Origin of the sequence: Leucobacter sp. M11 (assembly GCF_035726885.1) — a bacterium.
Lineage (GTDB): Bacteria > Actinomycetota > Actinomycetes > Actinomycetales > Microbacteriaceae > JAPFRB01.
On sequence record NZ_JAPFRB010000002.1, the window covers coordinates 713,112 to 716,503 of the forward strand.

Consider the following 3,392-nt stretch of genomic DNA (forward strand, 5'->3'; position numbering starts at 1 on the left):
AGCGACTGCCTGAACTTCGGCTCCCCCGAGAACCCCGAGGTGATGTGGCAGTTCTCGCAGACCGTCGAGGGCCTTTCGGACGCCTGCCTGGCGCTCGAAATCCCGGTGACCGGCGGCAACGTCTCCCTCTACAACCAGACCGGTGACACCCCCATCTTCCCGACCCCCGTGGTCGCGGTGATGGGCGTGATCGACGACGTGGCTCGCCGCGTGCCGAGCGGTTGGCAGGACGAGGGCGACAACCTCTACCTGCTCGGGGTGACCCGCGAGGAGCTGGACGGCTCCGCCTGGGCCGGCACGATCCACAACCACCTCGGCGGCACGCCCCCCGTCGTGGACCTGGACGGCGAGCGGAAGCTGGCCGAGTTGCTGCAGGCCGGCGTGCAGGGCGAGCTGATTGCCTCCGCGCACGACCTCTCGGACGGCGGCCTGGCCCAGGCGCTGACCGAGTCGGTGCTCCGCTTCGGCGTCGGCGCCCGGGTCTGGCTGACCGAGATCATGGAGCGCGACGGCGTGGACGCGACCACCGCGCTCTTCTCCGAGTCCGCTGGCCGCGTGCTCGTGTCCGTGCCCCGCGAGGAGGACGTGAAGTTCCGCGGCCTCTGCGAGGGGCGGGGCTACCCCGTGCTCCGCGTCGGGGTGACCGACGGCCGCGGCAAGGCCGCCGCCCTGGAGGTGCAGGACCAGTTCACGATCTCGATTGACGAGCTGGCCGCCGCGCACCGCGGCACGCTGCCCGGCCTCTACGGCCCGACCGTCTCCGAGTAACCCTGGCACGCACGAGGGGCCCGCGGCACGCGCCGCGGGCCCCTCGTCGTTCCCGCGACCGCCGGGGCCGGGCGGCTCCCGTCCAGCGCCGTCAGGCGCACCGCGGAATATGCTGGGGGCGTTCGGGGTTCTCCCCGAGAGGAGCGGTGTTCGCTCCGGGACCGGGGTCGCCCGGGCCAACCGTCCCCGCCGCGCCCCGTCGTTGCCCGCCCGCCAGAAGGAGCCCACCGTGCACGAACCCGCAGATGTCGTCCCCGCCTGGCAGGATGCCTGGAACCGCGCCGACGCCGATCACCTCGCCGCCCTCTTCGCGGAGGACGCCGACTTCGTGAACGTGGTCGGCCTCTGGTGGCACGACCGCAGCAGCATCCGGGACGCGCACGACTTCGGCTTCCGCACCATCTTCCCCGGTTCCGTGATCACGATGGCCGAGCCCCGGGTACGGCGGCTCGGCACGGACGCGGCCGTGGTGCAGAGCCGCTGGCACCTGACCGGGCAGATCAGCCCCGCGGGCGAGGCGGCGGGGCCCCGGGAGGGTATCTTCACCTTCGTGCTGGAGCGCCGCACACAGGGCTGGGTCGCGGTCACGGCGCAGAACACGGACATCGCGCCGGGGGCCCAGACCCACCTGAACTCCGCGGCGGGGCAGTCCCCCGTCCACTACCGCCCCCGAACGAGCTAGCTCACCCGGGGCGTTCCGTTCCGGGTACTGGGTGCCGCCGCGCCCCGCGGATCGTGGCCCAGCGCAGCACCCGAACCCACACGGTGCGCTGGGGCGGCACGGCAGCCCCTGTCACGGTGCCCTCGGCGCGGTCGAGCGCTTCCTCGACGAGTGCGTCGTGCATCGGCCGAAAGAACAGCGGCCAGCTCAGCCGCGCCCAGCCGCTCGGGCGCAGCTCCAGGTCGTGCTGGGGCACGCACCGCCCGGGTCCGGAATCTCGAACGGAGAAGCCGTGCCAGCCGGAGAAGCCGGCGGGGCCCGTGAAACGGAAGCGTATCTCGGAGCCGGGCACGATCCGCTCCACCGTGTAGCGCACGGGCCCGTGCCCGCCGGAGGCCCCGACCGCAAGCCCCTCCCGGAAGCGCATGGGCGGCCACGCGCGGCCCGGCCACAGTCGGTCCTCTGGCCCCGCCAGCGTGTCGAGGAGCCGAGCAATCGTGTCCCGGGGGGCCCGGATGGTCCGCTCGTGGTGGTTCCAGATCATGCGCTCAGGGTACGGCATGCCCCGCCGCCCGCGCCGCCCAAGCTGCGGCGGACCCGGCCGCGGATGCCTGGGCGGAACTCGACCGGGGGCGGCCGGTACCCGTGCCTCGGGCGCTAGAGCAGGGGCGTGAGCCGGTCGCGGATCGCGGCCTGGATCTCGTCGACCGAGCCTGCGGCGTCGAGGACGAGGAAACGCTCGGGCTCCGCCGCGGCGAGGGCGAGGAATTCGTCCCGGACACGCTCGTGGAAGTCGAGCTTCTCGGCTTCCAGGCGGTCCGCTTCCCCGCGCCCGGAGGCTCGGCGCACCGCGGCGGTGGCCGGGTCGAGGTCGAGCAGGATCGTGAGATCCGGCCAGAGGGCCCCGGTTGCCCACTCGCTGAGTCCGCGAACGTCCCCGTCACCGAGGGTGCGCCCGGCGCCCTGGTAGGCGAGCGAAGAATCGATGTACCGGTCCTGGAGCACCAGGTCGCCGCGGGCGAGGGCGGGCCGAACCACCTCGGCAACGTGCTGCGCCCGGTCGGCCGCGTACAGTAGCGCCTCGGCGCGGGGATCGACCGGCCCCTCCGTGTGCAGGAGGAGCTCGCGCAGGGTCAACCCGAGGGCCGTGCCGCCGGGCTCGCGGGTTCGGACGACCGTGCGCCCGAGCCCCTCCACCCACGCCGTGAGGAGCTGCGCCTGGGTGGTCTTCCCCACCCCGTCGCCGCCCTCCAGCGTGACGAAGAGCCCGCTCACTCGCCCGCGGCCTTCTCCGCCTCGGCGGCTGCCTTCTTCGCGGCGATGGTCGCGGCCCGCTTCGCGGCGGTCGCGGCCTTCTGCTCGGGGGTGCGCTCGGCGCGCGGCTTCGCCGCTGCCGTCTTCTTGGCCGCGGGCTTCTTCGCGGCTGGCTTCTTGGCCGGGGCCTTCTTCGCGGGCGCCTTCTTCTTCGCGGGCCCCTTGGCGCGCTTGATCGCGAGCAGCTCAACCGCGCGCTCGAAGGTGATGTCCTCGACGTCCTCGCCGCGCGGGATGGTCGCGTTCGTCGTCCCGTCGGTGACGTAGGCCCCGAAGCGGCCATCCTTGACCTTGATCGGCTTCTCGCTGACCGGATCCGCCGCGAACTCCTTGAGCGAGCTGGACGCCCGCTTCGCGCCGTACTTGGGCTGCGCGAACAGCTCAAGCGCGCCGGGCAGCTCGATCGTCAGGATGTCGTCCTCGCTGGTCAGCGAGCGCGTGTCGGTGCCCTTTTTCAGGTAGGCCCCGTAGCGCCCGTTCTGCGCGGTAATCTCCGCGCCGCTTTCCGGGTCCGTCCCGACCGTGCGCGGCAGGTTCAGCAGCTGCAGCGCGGTGTCCAGGTCGATCGTGTTGAGGTCCATCGACTTGAAGATCGAGGCGGTGCGCGGCTTGGGCGCGGCGGCCTTCTTCTTCGGCTTCTTCTTGGGCT

The 3,392-nt window shown here is 72.9% G+C and carries 5 protein-coding genes; 2 read left to right on the plus strand and 3 right to left on the minus strand.

The features are described 5' to 3' along the window. Together OOT08_RS07835 and OOT08_RS07840 are read left to right on the plus strand one after the other, a co-directional pair. On the plus strand, positions 1-768 hold a 768-nt coding region (locus OOT08_RS07835), incomplete at its 5' end, for an AIR synthase-related protein (protein ID WP_325092040.1). A gap of 229 nt (positions 769-997) precedes the next feature. After that, positions 998-1,450, plus strand: a complete 453-nt coding sequence (locus OOT08_RS07840) for a YybH family protein (RefSeq protein ID WP_325092041.1) — start codon at positions 998-1,000, stop codon at positions 1,448-1,450. A gap of 1 nt (position 1,451) precedes the next feature. Here OOT08_RS07840 and OOT08_RS07845 read toward each other — a convergent pair whose 3' ends face one another. The 3 genes from OOT08_RS07845 to OOT08_RS07855 all read right to left on the minus strand — a co-directional run. Then, positions 1,452-1,973 (minus strand): hypothetical protein, encoded by a 522-nt coding sequence (locus OOT08_RS07845; protein WP_325092042.1) that lies wholly within the window; start codon positions 1,971-1,973, stop codon positions 1,452-1,454. Between the two features lie 113 nt (positions 1,974-2,086). Continuing rightward, a complete protein-coding gene (tmk, locus tag OOT08_RS07850; protein WP_325092043.1) occupies positions 2,087-2,704 on the minus strand; it encodes a dTMP kinase in 618 nt (205 codons plus the stop codon). Beyond that, the coding region (locus OOT08_RS07855; RefSeq protein ID WP_325092044.1) for a topoisomerase C-terminal repeat-containing protein at positions 2,701-3,392 on the minus strand (692 nt) is incomplete at its 5' end. The genes tmk and OOT08_RS07855, both read right to left, overlap by 4 nt.